10 protein-coding genes are annotated in these 16,345 nt (G+C 71.3%); 2 read left to right on the top strand and 8 right to left on the bottom strand.

What is annotated here, in order from left to right:
- Positions 1-39: 39 nt before the first annotated feature.
- The 3 genes from ACFU8Q_RS10315 to ACFU8Q_RS10305 form a co-directional block, all read right to left on the bottom strand.
- Positions 40-462, bottom strand: coding sequence for a universal stress protein (locus tag ACFU8Q_RS10315; RefSeq protein ID WP_384450641.1), 423 nt, complete (start codon positions 460-462; stop codon positions 40-42).
- 174 nt (positions 463-636) lie between these two features.
- Positions 637-1,290 (bottom strand): FMN reductase, encoded by a 654-nt coding sequence (locus ACFU8Q_RS10310; protein ID WP_384450648.1) that lies wholly within the window; start codon positions 1,288-1,290, stop codon positions 637-639.
- 14 nt (positions 1,291-1,304) lie between these two features.
- The gene (locus tag ACFU8Q_RS10305; protein ID WP_384450638.1) at positions 1,305-2,396 is read right to left on the bottom strand and encodes an LLM class flavin-dependent oxidoreductase; all 1,092 of its coding nucleotides are present in this window, start codon (positions 2,394-2,396) and stop codon (positions 1,305-1,307) included.
- Between the two features lie 420 nt (positions 2,397-2,816).
- On the opposite strand from ACFU8Q_RS10305, the gene trpS reads away from it, so the two are divergent.
- Positions 2,817-3,902, top strand: coding sequence for a tryptophan--tRNA ligase (gene trpS, locus ACFU8Q_RS10300; protein WP_384450635.1), 1,086 nt, complete (start codon positions 2,817-2,819; stop codon positions 3,900-3,902).
- Positions 3,903-4,001: 99 nt separating this feature from the next.
- Here the strand turns inward: trpS and ACFU8Q_RS10295 are convergent, their stop codons facing one another.
- From ACFU8Q_RS10295 to ACFU8Q_RS10280, 4 genes are all read right to left on the bottom strand, one after another.
- Positions 4,002-5,999 (bottom strand): NAD-binding protein, encoded by a 1,998-nt coding sequence (locus ACFU8Q_RS10295; RefSeq protein ID WP_384450632.1) that lies wholly within the window; start codon positions 5,997-5,999, stop codon positions 4,002-4,004.
- Between the two features lie 30 nt (positions 6,000-6,029).
- Positions 6,030-11,042, bottom strand: a complete 5,013-nt coding sequence (locus ACFU8Q_RS10290) for a DNA repair ATPase (RefSeq protein WP_384450630.1) — start codon at positions 11,040-11,042, stop codon at positions 6,030-6,032.
- Positions 11,043-11,205: 163 nt separating this feature from the next.
- The gene (locus tag ACFU8Q_RS10285) at positions 11,206-13,326 is read right to left on the bottom strand and encodes a flotillin family protein (RefSeq protein WP_384450627.1); all 2,121 of its coding nucleotides are present in this window, start codon (positions 13,324-13,326) and stop codon (positions 11,206-11,208) included.
- Positions 13,327-13,453: 127 nt separating this feature from the next.
- A complete protein-coding gene (locus tag ACFU8Q_RS10280; protein ID WP_384450624.1) occupies positions 13,454-14,116 on the bottom strand; it encodes a hypothetical protein in 663 nt (220 codons plus the stop codon).
- Positions 14,117-14,425: 309 nt separating this feature from the next.
- Here ACFU8Q_RS10280 and ACFU8Q_RS10275 point away from each other — a divergent pair, with 309 nt between their 5' ends.
- On the top strand, positions 14,426-15,496 hold the full coding sequence (locus tag ACFU8Q_RS10275) for a PucR family transcriptional regulator (RefSeq protein WP_384450622.1): 1,071 nt from the start codon (positions 14,426-14,428) through the stop codon (positions 15,494-15,496).
- Between the two features lie 182 nt (positions 15,497-15,678).
- Here the strand turns inward: ACFU8Q_RS10275 and ACFU8Q_RS10270 are convergent, their stop codons facing one another.
- Positions 15,679-16,134, bottom strand: a complete 456-nt coding sequence (locus ACFU8Q_RS10270) for a tellurite resistance TerB family protein (protein ID WP_093899464.1) — start codon at positions 16,132-16,134, stop codon at positions 15,679-15,681.
- Between the last annotated feature and the right edge of the window lie 211 nt (positions 16,135-16,345).

Here is a 16,345-nt window from a genome sequence, read left to right as displayed (position 1 = left end):
CGCTCGGCGCGGGCCCGTCCTCACGTCCTTCCCCTGTGCTCAGTCGCGTACGACCGTCACCGGGCACGGTGCGTGCTGGGTGACATGGAGGCTGACCGAGCCGAGCAGCGTCGCCTTGAAGCCGCTGTAGCCACGCGCCCCGACGACCAGCAGGTTCGCGCCCTTGGCGCGTTCCAGCAGGGACTGGGCCGGGTTGCCGATGACCACGATCTTGCTGACCTCGGCCGCGCCCTCGGCGCCCAGGGCCTCCTCCAGCGTTTCGGTGAGGGCCACGGTCGCGACGGCCTGCGGGTCGAAGTCCTCCGGCATGCCCGGCATCATGGACGCCCAGCTCGTCGCGGGGTACTCCCAGCTGTTCACGGCCTCCACGGTGTCACCGGTCAGCTCCGCCTGGCGTACGGCCCAGTGCAGCGCCTTGACCGACGACTCGGAGCCGTCAACGCCCACCACGATCCTGCCCATCTCTGCCTCCAGCTCGGTTCGGCTCAGTGTGCAGAGGCGTCGTGCGAGAAAAGTTCGCACGACGCATCTTTCGTTCCAACTCTAATCAAACCGGACAGGGTTTCGGGCGGCGGGGCCGTCCGGGCGGGCCACTCCGTCGTGTCCACTCAGCCATGACCAATCAGCCGTGACCAATCAGTCGAGCCGCAGATCGGCGAGCTGCTGCTCGAACGGCACGACCTCGTCGTCGAGCCCGAGCGCCCTCGGCGCCCCGGAGGCCGCCCGGCCGCCCGCGATCATGGCGGCGAGCTCGCCGCCCGCGCGCCGGATGCGGGACGGCAGGCCGTCGGTGTACTCGTCGCCGGACGAGCCCCAGTCCTCCGACGCCGCGTACACAGAGGTCGGTACGACGGTGGCCCGCAGGTAGGCGAAGAGCGGGCGCATCGCGTGTTCCAGGACGAGCGAGTGGCGGGCGGTGCCGCCCGTCGCCGCGATGACGACGGGCTTGCCGGTCAGCGCCGTGTTGTCGATCAGGTCGAAGAACGACTTGAACAGTCCGCTGTACGAGGCGGTGAAGACGGGCGAGACGGCGATCAGTCCGTCCGCCTCCGCCACCTCCTTGATCGCCTGTTCCAGGGCGCTCGGCGGGAACCCGGTCACCAGGTGGTTGGCGATGTCGACGGCCAGGTCGCGCAGGTCGATCACACGGACCTCGACCGTGCGGTCCTGTTCGGCCAGCAGGCGTTCGCGGGCGGCGCCGGCCAGCCGTTCGGCCAGCAGCCGGGTCGAGGAGGGGCTGCTGAGCCCGGCCGACACGGCGACGATCCGCAGGGGTTCGGTGGCGAACACAGTGGACACGGCGATCAGATCTCCTTCGTGGCCGTACGGGCGGCGGCGACGGCCGGGTGCGCGGGGGCGGAGTCCGGGACTCCGGCCGGCCGCAGGTTGGCGAACTCCTTGCGCAGCACCGGGACGACCTCTTCGCCGAGGATGTCGAGCTGCTCCAGGACCGTCTTCAGCGGCAGTCCCGCGTGGTCCATCAGGAACAGCTGGCGCTGGTAGTCGCCGACGGCGTCCCGGAAGGACAGGGTCCGCTCGATGACTTCCTGCGGCGAGCCGACGGTCAGCGGGGTCTGCTGCGTGAAGTCCTCCATCGAGGGCCCGTGCCCGTAGACCGGCGCGTTGTCGAAGTACGGGCGGAACTCCCGTACCGCGTCCTGCGAGTTCTTCCGCATGAACACCTGGCCGCCGAGGCCGACGATGGCCTGCTCGGCGGTGCCGTGCCCGTAGTGCGCGTACCGCTGCCGGTAGAGGTTGACCATCTTCTTGGTGTGCTCGATGGGCCAGAAGATGTTGTTGTGGAAGAAGCCGTCGCCGTAGTACGCGGCCTGCTCGGCGATCTCCGGGGAACGGATCGAGCCGTGCCAGACGAACGGCGGGACGCCGTCCAGAGGGCGGGGGGTCGCGGTGAACGACTGGAGCGGCGTACGGAACTTGCCCTCCCAGTCCACTACCTCCTCGCGCCACAGCCTGTGCAGCAGGGCGTAGTTCTCGATGGCGAGCGGGATGCCCTGGCGGATGTCCTTGCCGAACCACGGGTAGACCGGGCCGGTGTTGCCGCGCCCCATCATCAGGTCGACACGGCCGTCCGCGAGGTGCTGGAGCGTCGCGTAGTCCTCGGCGATCTTCACCGGGTCGTTGGTGGTGATCAGCGTCGTGGACGTGGACAGGATCAGGTTCTCGGTGCGGGCGGCGATGTAGCCGAGCGTGGTCGTCGGGGAGGACGGGACGAACGGCGGGTTGTGGTGCTCGCCGGTCGCGAAGACGTCCAGGCCGACCTCCTCCGCCTTCTGCGCGATGGCGATGGTGGCCTTGATCCGCTCGTGCTCGCTCGGTGTCCTGCCGGTCGTCGGGTCGGTGGTGACGTCCCCGACGGTGAAGATCCCGAACTCCATGGCGCCCGCCTCCATATTGGTTGAACCTTGAACTACCTTGCGCATCCTACAACGGGGCACCCCACTGACCTATTCCGCCGTGCTGGGGTGGGTCGGGCAGGTGCGGTACGTACCCCGGACCGGGCTTCGGAGGCGACGCGGAGGGCCACACGGCCGCCGCGCACGCCTCTGCCGGACGGAGGAGCGCGGGGCGGGATTACGGGAAGGCCGTGTGGGCGGAGCTCGTCTCCGTTAAACTCTCCCCATGACCTCCGTACCGTGCCGAAACTGGTGGCGCTCCTTCTAGGAGCGGCCACCTCATCTGCGCGGAACCAGGGCCGTTCGAAATGGACGGCCCTTTTTCTCTGCCCTCGTACGGGTACGGAAGCCGATCCCGGCGGGCCGTCCTCCACGCAACCAGTACCCGCGAGGAGAGCCCCCATGACCACTACTGCCACAGTCGCCACCACCACCGCGGAGACCATCGATGTCGCCGCGTCCGCCCGGCGTCGCAGTGTCGAGCTGGAGCAGCAGATTCAGCAGGATCCCGGCCGGTTCCGGGTGATGACCGGGGACCGGCCCACCGGGTCGCTCCACCTCGGGCACTACTTCGGGACCCTGCACAACCGGGTCCGGCTCCAGAACCTCGGCGTCGACGTCTTCGTGATCATCGCCGACTACCAGGTGCTCACCGACCGGGATCTCGCCGAGCGGCTCTCCGAGCACATGGAGGGGATGCTGCTGGACTATCTGGCCGTCGGGATCGACCCGGAGCGCTCGACGATCTTCAATCACAGCGCCGTTCCCGCGCTCAACCAGCTGATGCTGCCCTTCCTCAGCCTTGTCTCCGTCGCCGAGCTGAACCGCAACCCCACCGTCAAGGACGAGATCGCACACTCCCGGCAGTCGGCCGTCAGCGGGCTGATGTTCACGTATCCGGTGCACCAGGCCGCCGACATCCTGTTCTGCAAGGGCAACCTCGTCCCCGTCGGACAGGACCAGTTGCCGCACCTCGAAGTGACGCGGACCGTCGCCCGCCGGTTCGACGAGCGGTACGGGGCGGTGTTCCCCGAGCCGGACGCGCTGCTCTCCGCCGCGCCGCTCCTGCTCGGAACCGACGGCACCAAGATGAGCAAGAGCCGGGGCAATTCCATCGCGCTCGGTGCCACCGCCGACGAGACGGCGCGGCTGATCAAGGGCGCGAAGACCGATGCCGACCGGCACATCACCTATGACCTGGAGACCCGGCCCGGGGTGTCCTCGTTGGTACTGCTGGCCGCGCTCTGCCTGGACCGGGACCCGCACGCGGTGGCGGAGGAGATCGGGAGCGGGGGCGCCGCCGCTCTCAAGCGCACCGTGACCGATGCCGTCAACAGCCGGTTCGCGCCGATTCGGGCCCGGCGCGCCGAGTACGCGCGGGACATGGCGTATGTGCGGTCGGTGCTCCGGGCCGGGAACGAGCGCGCCAATGAGATTGCCGAGACGACGCTGGACGAGGTACGGGGTGCGATGGGCGGCGTGCTGTAGTTCCGGCTCCGGTCCCGCTTCCGTGGAGGTGAGCGCAGGGACCGGAGATGCGGGCCGGCACCTGGATTTCGCCGGCCCGCAGCGGCACCGCCCGACGGCTCAGCGGTGCGTCAACGAGCCCCGTCTGCGCAGCAGTTCGGCCAGGCCCCGGCGGGTCGCGGCGATCACCACGCGGTCCTCGGGGCGCAGTACGTACCCGGGGTGCAGGTCCCAGACCAGGCCCGAGCGGCGGTCCGGGGACGCGGGGGCGGGCATGGCCAGGTCCGGGCGGCGGTCCTCGGGCGGGGTGGCGTCCAGGGCGAGGACGCGCCAGGAGCCCGCCCGGAACGCCTGCTCCACCGTGCGGCCCTCCAGTTGCGGATGCCCCGCGACCTCGACCGCCGCGAACAGCATCACCTTCCGCTCGACCGGGATCGCGCCCAGGATCTGCCGGCCCATCATGGCGACCGCGAAGGACGGGGCGGCCAGGTGGGAGACGGAACGGGACCGCGTCAGGGCCTGCGGGTGGGCGGTACGCAGGGTGCGGTAGACGGCGGTGGCGAACTCGTCGTCGAACAGGCGCAGGGTGACGCGCAGATCCGGCTTGACCGAGCGGGCGTACAGCGCGGCCTCCAGGTTGGTGGTGTCGGCGCTGGTCAGGGCGAGGAGTGCGCGGGCGCGCTGGATCTTCGCCGCCTCCAGGACGCCCTCCTGCGTGACGTCGCCGAGGACCACCGGCACGTGCAGCCGCCGGGCCACGGGGATGCCGCGCGCGTCCGGGTCATCCTCCACGCACACCACGGGAATGCCGAGCTCACGCAGCCGGACGAGGACCCGCGTACCGATCTTGCCGAGGCCCAGCAGCACCACGTGGCCGGAGAGCCCGCGCGGCGGACGGCGCAGGGACGACGCCGTACGGAGCGAGCCGAAGGCCTCCAGCACACCCGCCACGAGCAGCGGCAGCAGCATCAACCCGGCGACGCCCGAGAGGAGTTGGATCACCTGACGGGCCGTGGGGTCGCCGATCGCCGGGTCGCCCATCGCGAACAGGTCCAGCAGCGTCAGATACGCGGCGTGCAACGGGTCGTCGCCGGTGGTGAGCGTGGAAGCGACGGCGAGGCCCAGCACGGCCAGCCCGACCCCCAGCGCCGACCAGCGCAGCCGCCGCGAGAAGAACTGGCTGAGCGGTGCTCCCCTGCCGCCCATCCGGGGCGGTGGACCGGCTGGGCCCGCCTGGCTGACCGCTTCCAGGACGATCGTGCCACGTCCCGTAGCGGCGGCCACCTGCCGTTTGTCGGGCAGGAGTTGGGGCCCTTCGTCGCCGCTGCTGTCGGAGCCCTCCGTGCCCGCCGGGTCGTGGGTGGTGGAGGAGAGCAGGGCGAGGGTGCACAGGCCGGGGTCGGCACTCCGGCCGGCCTGGGGCGGGGTGCGTTCGGCGGCGCGCAGCAGCAGGCCCTCCGCCTGGATGACCTTGCTGGAGCCGGTGAGCGCGGTCGCGGCGAGGGCGGGCGCGGCGGTGTCGGCATCGGAGAGGACGGTGGTCGAGGTGTCCAGCGCGGCCCGGTCGAGACCGGGTGCGGCGACGGCGGCGGCCTGGTCGAGGAGGGTTTCCAGATACTGGCCCAACTTGCGGTTGTAGAGCCGGATGACCAGCCGGAGACGGGGGTTGAGGCGGCGGGCGGCCAGCGCGGCGCGGATGTTGCGCTCGTCGTCGTCGTAGACCAGGGCCAGCGCGGCGGCCTGTGCGACGCCCGCCTCCTCGAACGCCTCGTCGGAGGGCTCCGCCGCCTCCAGGATGCGCACCGCGTCCACTCCGGCGTTGGTGTCGCCGCTCCCTGGAGCGGCCGGCCAGCCGGTTCCGCCGTTGCGGTTCATCGCCTGCGACATCCGGCCGAACAGCGCCGCCGCCCGGCCCCGCCCGGTCAGTGGCAGTTCCGACCGGTGCGCGTCGCGTCCGGGCGGCAGGACGAGGGTGACCCGTTCTCCGTACACGTAGCGCAGCTCGCCGGCGAGCCGCTGGGCCAGCGCGTCGTCGCCGCAGACGACCATGTGTCCGCTGAACGGGGGGCGTTGGGGCTGATGAGACTGTTGGGGAAGTGGAGGCACGGAACCCAGCATGCCTTGCTCCTCTCCGTCGCACCCGCCCGGTCAGTGATCTCCCTCGGCGGCGTCGAGCGGGCGCGACGCGTGCCGGGCCTGCGGGTTGGTGAGCAGATGGCGCGGGTCCGTGACCCGGACGATCGCCGACTCGACCGCCGCGATCCGGTCCGCGAGCAGTCCCAGCGCCGCGACCGCCCGCGTCACGGGGTCGCCGTCCGGGCCGCCGAGCGTCTGCGTACGGACGTAGGAGGCGGTGATCGCGGACCAGCGCGCGGACTGTTCGGGGGTGAGACGGCCGCGCAACTCGGCGAGTTTCAGCAGGTTGGACTCCGCGCCGGTGGTCAGCGTCTGCGCCTCGCCCGCGTAGTGGTCGTCGATGACGTCGGACAGCTCCGCCTCGTTCATCACCGGCACGATCCGCTCGGCGATCTTGTTCATGTTGCGGTACGAACCCTGGAGCCGGAACGGCGGCTCGGTGCGCGTCGCGTCCGTCTGCGCGGCGGAGGCGATGTACGCGGCGTTCACGGCAAGGACCGTGTCCCGGGCTCTCAGCAGATGGCGCAGGACGGCGACGATCCGGTCCACCTCGGCGGGCGCGTACGGATGGTCGAGCCGGTCCGCGCCCGCTGCGGGCTCCGTACCGGAGGCGAGCCGTACGAACAGGGCGAGATCGTCGCGGGAACGCCCGGCGAGCGGTGCCAGCACCGGGTTGGCGGTCAGCGCGTTCTCGATGAAGCTCAGCGCGAAGACGTCCTCGCGACCGCTCAGCACCTCGCCGAGGTTCCAGACGTCGGCGCGGTTGGCGAGCATGTCGGGGACCCGGAACCGCGCCCCGGACTCCGTGTACGGATTGCCCGCCATGCACACCGCGAACCGTTTGCCCCGCAGGTCGTAGCTGCGCGGCTCGCCGTCCCGGACGCCCTCGATCCGGCGGGTGGCGTCGCAGAGCGGGATGAACTTCTGGAGCAGTTCGGGCGAGGTGTGCTGGATGTCGTCGAGGTAGAGGAGCGTGTTGTTGCCCGCCTCCAGGGCGAAGTTGATCTTTTCGATCTCCTGGCGGGCGGTCGCGGTGCGCGCCTGTGCCGGATCGAGGGAGGTCACGTCGTGGCCGAGGTTCGGGCCGCTGATCTTGACGAGTACCAGGCCGAGCCGGTCGGCCACGTACTCCATGAGCGTCGTCTTGCCGTAGCCGGGCGGCGACACGAGCAGCAGCAGGCCCTGCGAGTCGGTGCGCCGGTCGGCGTCGGCCGTGCCGATCTGCTTGGCGAGGCTGTCCCCGATCAGCGGCAGGTACACCTCGTCCAGGAGCCGGTTGCGGACGAACGCCGACATGACGCGCGGCCGGTGGTCGTCCAGCCGCAGCCGGGCCCGCTCGGTGGTGACGAGTGCGGTGCGCAGGCGCTGGTAGGCCCGGAAGCCGGGAACGGCGGTGGTGCGGAACTCGGCGGTGCGGGCGAGGAGTTCGTCGAGGCGGACGGTGAGCCGGCCCCGGTCGATGCGCGGGTGGGTGCCGAGCAGCCCGTCCACGGTGGCGGTGAGCGGTGCCTCGCAGTCGTACCGCGCGAGCACCGGCTCCGGGCAGAGCTCCACGGCGACGGCCTCCGCCAGATCCCCCGCGTCGGTCTCCGTGCCGCTCGCGGCGGCGTACGAGGCGAGCCAGCCCTCGACCAGCTGGCGCCGGGCGGGGAGGTCGTCGCGGAGGGCGGCGAGGTCCTCGTCGTACGCCGAAGAGCCCGTCGCCCGCCGGAACTTCTCCAGGAAGGTACGGACGGCGGCGCTCGTGACGAATCCGGCGGGGCCGCTCGTCAGCTCCTCGAAGAGGTACGCGGCGACGGCCCGGGAGTCGTCGGGCCAGGAGTCCTTTCCCCTGAAGTCCCCGCCCCGGGCGCCGTCGGGCCGGATGACGTCCGCCCACTCCTCCTGAAGGGCCGCGATGGCCGGGGCGAGGCCGAACGTCTCGCGGGCCCGGGCCAGTGAGAGGGCCCGCCGGGTCCAGGAGGTGCGCCGGGCCTCGTCCGTCCCGTACGCCCAGAAGAGCTGCGCCGCCGCTCGTACGGCCGGCGGGCAGCGCAGCAGGCCGGCCCCGGCGCGCAGCGTGAGCAGGGTGGTGAGGATCGCGGTGGCGTCCTCGTCGTGGACCCCGCGCTGGTAGCCCTCGTCGTACGCGGAGGCCGCCGCCTCCCGTACCAGTACGGCCAGTTCGTCGGCGCCCAGGGCGGCGAGCAGGTCGGCGCCGTGCTCGTCCAGGAGCCGGGCGGCCAGATGCTCGGCGCGGTAGACGTGCGGGGACTCGGAGGGCAGTGTCCGGTCCCAGTACGGGCGGGCCGCCTCGAACTCCGGGTCGGTGACCGGCGCCCGGTAGTCCGTGCCGGTGAGGGCGAACGCCGGCTGGTCCCCGTGCGGGACGAGCGTCAGGTCGAACGGCTGGGTGTTCACGGCGAACCGGTGCCGGCCGAGGAGGATCGTGGCACCGCCGTCCGCGTACAGCTCACTGCGGTCACGGAGTGCTCGCCCGGCCTCCTGCCGGGCGGCCAGCAGCTGCCCGTCCAGCTCCTCGGCGCGCACCGGGTCACCGAGTTCGCGCAGCTCCTTGGCGGTGCGGCGGACCTTGGCGACCATCGGGTCGGAGGCGAAGTACGTGTGGACGGCGTCCAGGTCGGGCAGGACGGCCAGCCGCCGGGAGACCGTCTCCAGGACCCGGGCCGCCGAATCCGCCAGCCGCTCCGCCCGCCGGGCGCGGGCGTCCTGCAAGGTCTGCTTACGGGCCGAGAACGCCTCGTACACCTCCGTGCGCCGCTCGGCCAGCTCGGCGAGGAAGTCGTCGAACTCCGCGAACCGCGACTCCAGGTTCTCCAACTGGAGCAGCAGTCTGGCGAGTTGCTCGTCACAGGCGTCCGGGGTGTCCGCCGCGGCCAGCGCTCCCGTGACGGCCTGCCCGAGCAGCGCGAACTCGGCGGCGAACTCGGCACGGCCCTCGTGGTCCAGGAGTTCGCGGCGGCGCGCGTCGAGGGTGGCGCGGGCCCGGTTGACCCCGCCGAGGACCTCGGCGATCCGCTCCAGGATCGACGTACGGACCGTCGCGTCACCGATCTCGAGCCCGGCGACAACATCCGTGACGGTGCCGAGGCCCTCCGTCATCTCCGTCAGCCGGTCGCCGAGCGCCGTCGCGTCCACGGCGCCGGTCAGCGCGGACGCCTCGGCGGTGAGGCGGGCGATGTCCTCGTGGTAGTCGGCGAACGCGTCGTCGCGGCCGAGGAACGCGACGGCGCGCCGGGCGGCCGTTTCGATGTCCTCGGCCGTTGCGGCGGTGAGTTCGGCGATCCGCTCGGTGTCCGCGTACCGCATCTCGGCCAGCGTCGCCAGATGGCCGTGCGCGCGGCGCAGTTCGGTGAGCCGGCCGACCCAGGCGGCGGCCGAGCGCGGGGCCTCGCCCCGGATGCGGCGAACGAGCGTGGTGAGCCGGTCGGCCGTCTCAGTGAGCGCGTCGGCGGCCTGCCGGGTCAGCTCCCGCACCGTCTCGAACTCGCCGAGGACCTGCTGCGCGGTGTCCCGAAGCTCCGCCAACGGGTCGGCGAGTGAACCGAGTTCGGGATCCGTCAGCCAGTGGTAGCGGTCGCGGGCGCGGGTGCAGTCCGCGACGAGCCGCGCGTACACGGCGGCGGTCGGGGTCGTCTCGGCGGCGCTGTGCGCGAGCGCGAGGCAGTCGGAGATGCCGCGCACCAGGTCGGCGTTGCCGACCCGGGCGAGGGGGCCGCTCCCGGCGGGGCGGGAGGCGGCGTAGGTGTCGGAGACGTACGGGGTCTGCCAGCGCTGCAACGGGTGGACCCGGGCCGGTTCGTCGCCCGTGGCTCCTGCCCGCAGGAGGACGAGCGTGCCGGTGTCCAGCAGGGCGTGACCGCGGCCCTGGAGGGGAGTGGCGACCTCCTGCCGGATCAGGTTGTAGGGCAGCAGCAGGCTGCGGCCGTCGTCGGGGGAACGGAAGACGTAGAGGACGTCCTCGCCGTTCGGGGAACGGACCGCACCCTCGAAGACCGGGTCGGTGAGCGGTTCGGCGATGTCGAAGGTCTTGGCGGTGCCGGTGGTGAGGTAGTAACCGCCGGGGAAGATGATCCCCTGGTCCTCCGGGAGCCGGTGGCAGGCGGGCCCGATGAGGTCCAGACGCAGGACCGTGCCGAGCAGCGAGTTGAAGACCAGGTACCGCCAGGACTCCTCGTTGTACGGGCGGACCCGGAGCAGGACCAGCGGGCCGATCACGGCATGCTCGACGTCCGCGTCGGCGAGGGACTGGAGGGGTTCGGCGACCGGCTCCTCGTAGATCCCGTCGGGGGTGTCGGTGTCGTTGTCCGTCTTGACGGTGAGGGTGCCGCCCAGCGTGTCGACGAAGAGGACGGCGCCCGTGCCGTCGCCGTCGCCGCCCACCGCGATGTGCGGGTGCCGGCCGAGGACGTGGGACTCACGGCCCGCGACGGTCCAGTCGAAGTCGTGCGACGGCGGGAAGACGTGGTCGCGGTCGCCGCGCGCGTCGAGGAACGCGCCGGGCGAACCGTCCGGGCCGAGCGCCCAGCGCAGGACCCGGATGCCGTCGGCGCTCTCCCCGATACGGAAGACGGCGAGCAGTCTGCCGTCCACCCGGCGCAGCCGCAGGAGCCGGGCGTCGCGGTAGTAGCGGTGCAGGGCGGTGAATTCGCGTACGAAGGCCTCGTCGTCGAGCAGGCCGCCCCCGCCTGCGGGCACCTCCGTCAACTCAGGTCCGTACAGAGCGAGTACGTCGCCCACCCCGGCCGGGTCCGTCGCCCCCGGGCCCCGTTCGAACCCGAACAGCAGCCGGCCGCCGACGGCCACCAGGTCGCGGGGTACGGATGCCTGCTCGGTACGGATCTGCTCGGTGCCGGTCAGCCGGAGTTCGGTCGAGCCGAACTCCTCGGTGCGCCGCGCGTTGAGCGCCTCGGCGCGACTCGCGAGTTCGGCCGCCCGGTCGTTCAGCCGGCGCCGCAGCACGTCGTACGTCCCCGCGTCCACGGGGCCGCCGGCGGCCGGTGCGGTTGTGGTGTCGGGTTCCATACGTGCGGCTCTCCCTACGAGGTGTGTGGTGCGGGCCACTTCAGCCCGTCCGGCGATCGAGGACGGACGGTTCGCCGGAGCAGGCCTGGCTCACGGAACGGTCCGGCAAGATCAAGCCCGTCCGGCGATCGAGGAGCGGCCGCCGGACGGGCTCGGGTTGGCCCTACGCGACCGGCGACCCGTTCCGCGAGGCGGGTACCTCGGAGACGTCCGCACCCGTCATCGCGGACACCGGCACGTCCGCCAGCCCCAACTCCCGTGCCGCGGCCAGCAGCTGCTGCACCTGCCCCGGCGCGACCCCGGCCCCCGGCGCCCGCATCATCCGCATGAGCAGCGCCGACACCGTCAGGTTCTGCACGTCCCCCGTCGACACCGACCCCAGCACCCGCGTCAGATCGTCCGTGAACGAAGACGTGCCGTTCAGCCACGGTCCCGCGAGGGCCTTCGCCGTTTCCGAGTTCTCGACGAACCCGTCGAAGCTCTTGCCCATCGAGATGGACGAGACGAGCCGGTCGAAGAAGACCGACTCCCCGCCGACGATGTCGATGTCGGCGTTCTCCAGCCCCGTGGCCAGCACCGTCGCCTGCGACTCGGCGACCTGCCGCTGCACATCGAGCCCGGCCAGCCGGATCTCCTTCTCCGCGGCGAGCCGCAGCCGGTACTCCTCGTGCCCACGCGAGGCGTCGTCCAGCGCCGCCATCGCGGCGGCCTTCTCGGTGAGCCCCGCCGCCTCGGCCTTCAGCTTCTCGCCGATCATCGCCGCGTCGGCCGTGGCCTGGGCCTGCGTACCCTCCGCTGCCGCGAGCGCCTTGAGCCTGGCCCCCTCCGCCTCGGCCTTGAGCCGGGCGGACGCGGCCTCGGCCTCGGCGAGACCGGTCTTCTCGATGACGTCGGCCTCCGCGTCACGCACCTGGACCTCCGCGAGGCCGGGCGCCGCGGACTCCGCCTGGATGCCCTCGGCCAGCCGGAGCTTGGCCTGTGCGTCCAGATCCGCGGTCTTCAGCCGGGCCTCGGCGAGCGTCAGCTGCTCGGCGGCCAGGTGGGTGGCCGCCGCCTCCGCGGCCTCCGCGGCCTTGATGTCCTTGACCAGCTTCTCCTGGGCCTCCGCCTCGGCGGCGATGATGACCGACCTGCGGGTGCGCTCCGACTCCTCGACGGCCCGCAGCGTCTTGATGGACTCCTCCTGCTCGGCGACCGTACGGTCCACGGCGATCCGCTCCCGGATCACATCGGCGACCTCGCGGCGCTCGGCCTCGACCTCCTTCGTCGCGGCGATCCGGTCGAGTTCGGTCTGCCGCTCGCGCCCGATGACCTCGATCAGCCGGTCCTTCTCGATGCGCTCGTTCTCCACGGCGATGACCCGCTCACGGTTCTTCTGCGCGACGGCGATCTCCCGGGCCTGGTTCTCGCGCTGAATGCCGAGCTGCTCCTCGGTGCGGATGAACGCGGTCTGGGCGCCGAGCCGTTCCTCCTCCTGGACCCGGGCGGTCGCGGACTCCTCGCGGGCCCGCAGCGTCTCGACCTCGCGGCGCTGCTTGATCTCGGCCTCGGCCTGCCGGCGCTCCAGTTCCAAAATGGTCTCCCGGGCGTCGACGTTCTGCCGGGTGATCTCCTTCTGCTCGGTGCGCTGGTACTCGTTGGTGCGGACGTGCTCGATCGCGGTCAGCTCGGTGATCTTGCGAATGCCCTGCGCGTCGAGGATGTTGCCGCCGTCGAGCTGCGTCATGGGCGTCTGCTCGAGGAAGTCGATCGCCGCGTCGTCGAGGTGGTAGCCGTTCAGGTCCGTGCCGATGACCCGGATGATCCGGTCCCGGAACTCCTCGCGCTTGGTGTACAGATCGACGAAGTCCAGCTGCTTGCCGACGGTCTTGAGCGCCTCGGCGAACTTCGCGGCGAAGAACTCCTGGATCGCCACCTTGTCGCTGGCCCGCTCCGTACCGATGGACTGGGCGACCTTGATGACGTCCTCGACGGTCTTGTTGACCCGGACGAAGAAGGTGATGTGGATGTCGGCGCGGATGTTGTCCTGGCAGATCAGACCCTCGCGCCCGGTGCGGCGGATCTCGATGGTCTTCACCGAGATGTCCATGTATTCGGCCTGGTGCAGCACCGGTAGGACGACGGCCCCCGTGAAGGTGACATCGACCTTCTTGGTCTTGGAGATGATCAGTGCCTTGCCCTGTTCCACCTTGCGGAAGAGCCGGCTGATGACGAGGAGCAGAGCGACGGCGATGAGCAGAACGACGGCTACGAGCACGCCGAAGCCCAGGGTGATGGCATCCATGGCAGTCCTTGGCAGCTGATGAGAGGAAGGTGAAGAGTCGGGTGGGTCCGTCCGGGCGGTTTCGCGCGGCGGTTCCGGCGAGACGTTTCGGCGGCGCGGTCTCGGCGCGGTGGCGGCGACGGGCAGGTCAGCCGGAGCGAGGTGGTCCCGGATCCAGCGCCCTGTCGTACGGCGAGACCCAGAAGAACTCGCCCGCGTCGTCGTACGCGTACAGAAGCCCGGTACTGCCCGAGGTGAGCGCGGTGAGTTCCGCGCTGTCCGCGCCCTCCACGCCGTCCGCGGCATTCGCCGGGCGGAGCAGTCTGACCTGGACGATCGCGGTTGAACCGTCGGCCGCCGCGACCTCGGCCTGGCCGAAGTCGGAGCTGACGGAGCCGGTACGGATCGTGCAGATCCGGCCGAGGAAGTCCTGCCGCGACGGAGGTGGCTCCTCCGGGAAGCGTCGGCGCACCAGGCGCACCAGCACCCGCGTCACGGCCCAGGCGATCAGCAGTGCCCCGGCGAGCACAGCGCAGGCGAGTCCGGCGCGCGTGAGGCCGGTGACACCGCTGCGGTGCAGCAGGACCGTACCGGTCAGGCTCGTGAACCAGCCCACGACGACCATCACGGACACCGTGACGGTGACCGGCACTCCGCCGACCCCCGCCATGCCGGTGCCGAGATCCCCGTCGAAGGAATGGTGGTCGGCCGCACCGACCAGTACGAGGAGCCAGAAGAAGACGACCACGGCCAGCGCGGCGCCGAACAGGACGGCCGGAAAGGCGGTTCCCGCGTTCAGGAACTCCTGCATCGGTCCACCCCCTGTCTGTTCATGCGGGCGATCTTCGTGCGGGGTCCGTTCGTGGGAGGGCGATCCAGTGGTGGGTGACTCCGCTGTTGCGACACCGCGCATCGCGGCGCCGCAACAGCCGGATCTCCCCCGTCTCCCCCGTATCCCCCGATTTCCCCCGTGTGGTGCTGACCGGATCGTCTCAGTCGGGGCCGCCCGTCGCACTGCCGGAATCCGGCAATCTTTATAGGTCCTTGATGCCGGGCACCGGCACCGGCCCGTATGCGTTGAGTGGGTGTCGATGTCATGCCCAGGACTTGAGGAGTGCGCGTGCCGGAGCCGGAGATTCCCGACGAGTACGTGGAGGACTATGCCCGCATCCTGGGCGATGTAGCCGCCACCGGCCGCCGGTTGACCCGGGACGAACTGGAGGCGCGCCGGCTGCTGGGCCGGGAGGCTGCCGAGGCCGGGTTCCAGTTGCGCGCCCTGATCGGCCTCCATCTCGCGGCGACCCGTACCGCCTGGCCGCGCACCGCCTCCGCCGATGCCGCGTCCACCGACTGCGTGCTGGCCGCGGTCGAGCAGGCCGTCGACGCCTTCGCCGAGGGCTTCGAGCGGGCCCAGCGGCTCACCGTGCGGCGCGAGGAGGCGGCGCGGCGCGAGTTCATCGACGATCTGCTGTACGGGCGCAGCGACCTGGGCCGGCTCGCCGAGCGGGCCACCCGGTTCGGGCTGCGGCTCTCGCGCGCCCACGCGGTCGCGGTGGCGACGGGCCCGGAGGCGTACACGGAGACCGACTCCGTGCCGCGCACCGTCGAGGCGGCGCTGCTCGCGCGTTTCAGCGGCCGGAAGATCCTGATCACGACGAAGGACGGGCGGCTGGTCTGCATCGCGCCCGCCAGCCAGCCCGATGTCCTGCGGTATTTCGCCAAGCAGTCGCACGCGGCGACGGACGGCGGCCGGGTCGCGGTCGGCCGCCCTCACCATGGCCCCGGGGGCGTGGTCCACTCCTACGACGAGGCGCTCGAAGCGCTCGATTTCGGGGAACGGATGGATCTGGACGAGCCGGTGCTGTACGCCGCCGACCTGCTGGTCTATCCGGTACTGACCCGGGACCGGCAGGCGATGGCCGATCTGGTGCGCAGTCAGCTGGGCCCGCTCCAGCGGGCCCGCGGCGGCGCCGAGCCCCTCATGAAAACGCTCACGGCCTACTTCGACGCGGGCTGTGTGGCCGCGGAGACGGCGCGCCGGCTGTCGCTGAGCGTGCGGGCGCTGACCTACCGGCTGGAGCGGATCCACCAGCTGACCGGCGCCGATCCGTCCGACCCGATGCACCGCTACACACTGCAGACGGCGGTCATCGGCGCGCGGCTGCTGGACTGGCCGGCCAAGGAGGTGTGACAGCGGGCAGGTTCCAGGAGGCCGGGGAGCCGGGGAAGAAAGTGGCCGGAGGTGCGCATCGGGGGAGTAGCGCACCTCCGGCCTGCCGGGCGCGGACCGGTGGTCAGTCGGTCCGCGGTCTTCCGGCGGTATGGGGGGCGGGACGGGACGAGGATCGGCCGCCCGCCCGGCAGGGGAGAGACCTACAGGTCGAACTCGTGCGGCGGAAGGTCGAGCGCGAAGCACGCCTCCCGCACGACGGCCTGCTCCGACTTGTCGAAGTCGCCGTCGGCACCGCCGATCACGATGCCGATCTGGATGACGGCACGCGCCTCGGCGGGCTTCTTCTTCGCCTTGCCGATCTCCTGGAGCACGCTGACCTTGCCGAAGGCGAAGTCGGCGGTGAGCTTGTTCACGTAGTCGTTGAAGCGACGCTGCAGATCGTCCGCCGGGAAGTTCTGCAGAACCTCGTTGGAGGCGATCAGCGAGGCGACACGCTGGCGCTCGGACGGGTCGATGGAACCATCGGCGGCGGCGACCAGGGCGCACATGGCCATGCTCGCGTCGCGGAACGCCCCGCTCTTCAGGTCGTTCTTCTTTGCTTCCAGCTGCGACTGCATCGACGAAGCGGATTCCTTGATCCGATCCCACAGTGCCATGTCGTCGTCTCCATACGTTGCGTTGCGTTGTGTTGCCGGAATGAGAACCAACTCTACAGACGTGTAGAAGTTAGCAGGACGGGTGCCCGCTGTGTCCCGGAAACAGCGGTAAGTAGGATGCTGCGACGCCGCGGTTGACGCGGTATCGCAGAAGGGCGGATCAGATGGACTCGGCGAGGCCCGGCCACCCGGACAACGAACCGCCCCACGA

The sequence above is a fragment of the Streptomyces sp. NPDC057543 genome (assembly GCF_042801895.1).
GTDB lineage: Bacteria > Actinomycetota > Actinomycetes > Streptomycetales > Streptomycetaceae > Streptomyces.
This window is presented reverse-complemented; position numbering and strand designations above follow the sequence as displayed.